The 4,366-nt window shown below is 71.5% G+C and carries 2 protein-coding genes and 1 pseudogene; all 3 read right to left on the reverse strand.

From position 1 onward, the window contains the following. Positions 1 to 1,435 (reverse strand): annotated as a pseudogene (locus C3488_RS39260) (hypothetical protein); the annotation flags it as partial. Between the two features lie 31 nt (positions 1,436 to 1,466). Next, the gene (locus C3488_RS39265; RefSeq protein ID WP_103845589.1) at positions 1,467 to 2,867 is read right to left on the reverse strand and encodes a maltokinase; all 1,401 of its coding nucleotides are present in this window, start codon (positions 2,865 to 2,867) and stop codon (positions 1,467 to 1,469) included. 87 nt (positions 2,868 to 2,954) lie between these two features. Beyond that, positions 2,955 to 4,366 (reverse strand): maltose alpha-D-glucosyltransferase (gene treS, locus C3488_RS39270; protein WP_103845590.1); only part of this gene is annotated, 1,412 nt, incomplete at its 5' end.

The following is a 4,366-nucleotide window of genomic DNA, read 5'->3' on the forward strand; positions in this document are numbered from 1 at the left end:
TGACGTAGGCGGGGAGTTGCTCGGCCAGCTGCCGGTAGGTCAGCCCCGGCCGCCAGGACGGCAGGTGCACCTCGTACACCGAGAACGGCGCCTCGTGCACCGGCCGCTCGCCCCGCCGGGCCATCCATTCCGCGTCCCCCCAGGCGTGGTGCGAGGCGCACACGACCGAGGACGTGTTCGGCGGGGCCTCCGTGCGACGGGCCAGCGGGTCGGCGCGCAGCGTCTTGGAGCCGTCGGGCCGGGTGATCTCGAACTTGTACAGCTCGCCCTCGCCGATGCCGGGCACGAACAGCTCCCACACGCCGGTGGAGCCGAGCGAGCGCATCGGGAAGCCGGTGCCGTCGAAGAAGTTGAAACTGCCGGCCACGCGCACGCCCCGCGCGTTGGGCGCCCACACCGAGAAGCGGGTGCCGGTCACGCCCTGGTGGGTCACGGGGTGGGCGCCGAGTGCCTTCCACAGCTCCTCGTGGCGTCCCTCACCGATCAGGTGCAGGTCGAGGTCGCCCAGCGTGGGCAGGAAACGGTACGCGTCCTCGGTGTCCTGGACCGTGCCCTCGTACTCGACCAGCAGCCGGTACTCCGGCACGTCCGGCAGCGGCAGCAGGCCGGAGAAGAAGCCGTCCCCGTCGTCGTGCAGCTCGGCCCGCACATCCCCGGCGACGACCGTCACGGACAGCGCGTACGGCCGGAACGCACGCAGGGCGACACCGCCTGGCACCGGGTGCGCGCCGAGTACGGAGTGCGGATCGTGGTGGGTGCCGGCCAGCAGCCGCTCGCGGTCCGCGGCGGCGAGAGCGGGGGACACGGCCACGGCGGCCACGGGGTCCGCCGCGGCGACCTTCGGCGCGGCCACCTTCTCGGCGGCGACTTCCTTCGCGGCCGTCTTCTTGGCCGCCGTCTTCCTGGTCGCCGCCTTCCTGGCAGGTGCCTTCGCCGCCGTCGTCCTGGCCGCCTTGGACACAGTCTTCTCGCCCACGGCCTTCTTCGCCGGCGCTGTGCCGGCCGGTGCCTTCTTCGCCACCTTCCCGGCGACCACCTCGGCCGCGGTCGTCTTCGCGGCGGCCTGCTTCGCGGCGACCTTCTTCGCCGCAGTCTTCTTGACCGCCGCCGCCGCCGTCTTCTTCGCCGCCGTCTTCTCGGCGGGCGCCTTCCCCGCCGGGGCTGTGCCGGCCGGTGCCTCCTTCGTCGCGGTGCTCTCACTCCCGGCGGCGGCCTTCTTCACCTCCGCGACCGGTGCCTTCGCGACGGCCTTCTTCGCGACCGCCTTCTTCGCCGTGGCCTTCTTCGCCCCGGTCGCCGCCTTCTTCGCCACCGCCTTCTTCTTCCCGGCCGTCGGCGGCTTGGAGGCCGCCGCTGTCGCCTTCTGCGCACCGGCCGTCGGCCGGCCCTCGGCGCTCTTCTTCGTGCTGTCGTCGGACGGAGGACGGGGGGTCACGGACGGGGCCTCCTCGGCAGGCGATGGTGGGTCATGGTGTGGGGTCGGCGGACAGGCGGCGTATCGCCGCCATCGGGACCGGGAGCCAGTCGGGCCGGTGGCGGGCCTCGTACACGACCTCGTACACGGCCTTGTCCGTCTCGTACGCGCGCAGCAGTACCGGTTCGGTGCGCGGATCGAGCCCGGCGACCTCCGCGTAACCGGAGCAGTAGGCGGCCCGGCACTCCGTGGCCCAGTCCGGGTCCGCCGGGACGGCCGAGTGCGCCGCGTAGTCGAAGGAGCGCAGCATTCCGGCGATGTCCCGCGCCACCGGCTGCGGCATGCGGCGCTCGGCCAGCGGCTTCGACGGTTCTCCCTCGAAGTCGATCAGTGACCAGTCCCCGGACGGCGAGCGCAGGCACTGCCCCAGGTGCAGGTCGCCGTGCACGCGCTGGGCGGTCCACACCCGCCCCTCGGCCGCGAGGTCGCCCAGCGCCTCGAACGCGGAGCGCAACCGGGGCGCGTACGGCCGCAGCACGGGCACCGCCTGGGCTGCCGCCTCCAGCCGCTCGGTCATGCCGTCGACCAGCAGCCCTGTCTGGGCGTGGCCGAAGGTGACCGTGGGCAGGGCGCGGGACAGCGCCGTGTGCACCTCGGCCGTCGCCCGCCCGAGCGCCCGCGCCTCGGCGGTGAAATCCTCTCCCTTGGCCAGCTCGCGCAGCGCGAGCTCCCAGCCGTCCGTCGCACCCCGCACATACGGCTGGAGCACGCCCAGGACGTACGGGTCCTCGAGGTCGTCCAGGTCGGCGAGCAGCCAGCCGGCCGGGGCGGGCACCCGGGGGCAGCCTTCGCGTGCGAGTGCCAGCGGGAGTTCGAGGTCGGGGTTGACGCCCGGAAGGACACGGCGCAGGAGTTTGAGGATGAACGTATCTCCGTAGACGATCGAGGAGTTCGACTGCTCGGAGGTGACCGGCCGCGGGACGAGCCCCTCCGGTATCTCCTGGCGCGTGTCCCCCTCGAAGCGCAGCGGGCCGACGTGGGCGCGGCTGCGGATCGCCTCAAGGAGCACGGTGGCGGCCCGGGGGTCGTACAGCGCCTCGTACACGGTCCGCCCGGCCAGCGGGCCGTCCTCCAGATGCCCGATGAGCGCGGGTGCGAGGTGCGGGGGCAGCGCCTCGCGGACGCCTATCAGCAGCTGGTAGCAGTCCCCGGGGCGGGGCACGGCGCCGGGCGCCGGGGTGTCCGGCTGGTGCGCCCGCACGAGGAGGTGGACCAGGCCCAGCGGGCCGCCGGGCGGCAGCAGGTCGGTGGCCGCCACCAGGGAGAACCCGGTGACCGGCCGTCCCTTGCCGGCGAACCAGCGCTGCCGCGGCAGCCACTCCCGCAGCAGCGGATCGAGGGAGGCGAGCAGGCCGGGGTGGGTCGCGGTGGGACGGATGACGGCTTCCGGCATGGCGTGCGTCCTTTCCCCGGGGACGGTCGGGGGGTTACTTGCCTGCGTGCCCCGGTCGGGGCGGTGGAAACCGCCCCGACCGGACGACTAGGCGACGTCCTTGCGGAGGCGGAACCAGTAGAAGCCGTGGCCTGCGAGGGTGAGCAGGTAGGGCAGTTCCCCGATGGCGGGGAAGCGGACCCCGCCGATCAGTTCCACCGGGTGCCGGCCCTCGAACTGCCGCAGGTCCAGCTCGGTCGGCTGCGCGAAACGGGAGAAGTTGTGCACGCACATCACCAGGTCGTCCTTGTACTCCCGCAGGAAGGCGAGCACGGAGGGGTTGGAGGAGGACAACTCGGTGTAGGAGCCCAGGCCGAACGCGGGGTTCTGCTTGCGGATCTCGATCATGCGGCGGGTCCAGTGCAGCAGCGAGGACGGCGACGACATCGACGCCTCCACGTTGGTGACCTGGTAGCCGTAGACCGGGTCCATGATCGTGGGCAGGAACAGGCGGCCCGGGTCGCAGGAGGAGAAACCGGCGTTGCGGTCCGGGGTCCACTGCATCGGGGTGCGCACCGCGTCGCGGTCACCGAGCCAGATGTTGTCGCCCATGCCGATCTCGTCGCCGTAGTACAGGATCGGGCTGCCGGGCAGCGACAGCAGCAGCGCGGTGAACAGTTCGATCTGGTTGCGGTCGTTGTCCAGCAGCGGGGCCAGCCGGCGGCGGATGCCGATGTTCGCGCGCATGCGGGGGTCCTTGGCGTATTCCGCCCACATGTAGTCGCGCTCCTCGTCGGTGACCATCTCCAGGGTCAGCTCGTCGTGGTTGCGCAGGAAGATGCCCCACTGGCAGCCCGACGGGATCGCCGGGGTCTTGGCCAGGATCTCCGAGACCGGGTAGCGCGACTCACGCCGCACCGCCATGAAGATGCGCGGCATGACGGGGAAGTGGAAGGCCATGTGGCACTCGTCGCCGCCGGATGCGTAGTCGCCGAAGTAGTCGACCACGTCCTCCGGCCACTGGTTCGCCTCCGCCAGCAGCACCTTGTCCGGGTACTGGGCGTCGATCTCCTTCCGCACCCGCTTCAGGAACTCGTGCGTCGCCGGCAGGTTCTCGCAGTTGGTGCCTTCCTGCTGGTAGAGGTACGGCACCGCGTCCAGGCGGAAGCCGTCGATGCCGAGGTCCAGCCAGAACTTCAGGGCGGAGATCATCTCCTCCTGGACGGCCGGGTTCTCGTAGTTGAGGTCCGGCTGGTGGGAGAAGAACCGGTGCCAGTAGTACTGCTTGCGCACCGGGTCGAAGGTCCAGTTGGAGGCCTCGGTGTCGACGAAGATGATCCGGGCGTCCTGGAACTGCTTGTCGTCGTCGGCCCAGACGTAGTAGTCGCCGTAGGGGCCGTCGGGGTTGGCACGCGACTCCTGGAACCACGGGTGCTGGTCGCTGGTGTGGTTCATCACGAAGTCGATGATCACGCGCATGCCCCGCTGGTGGGCGGCGTCGACGAACTCCACGAAGTCGG

The sequence above is a fragment of the Streptomyces sp. Ru72 genome, from assembly GCF_002920635.1.
GTDB lineage: Bacteria > Actinomycetota > Actinomycetes > Streptomycetales > Streptomycetaceae > Streptomyces.

What these genes read in the sequence shown, in the direction of transcription:
- C3488_RS39265 (WP_103845589.1), bottom strand. Translation starts at nt 2,867, where the DNA reads ATGCCGGAAGCCGTCATCCGTCCCACCGCGACCCACCCCGGCCTGCTC.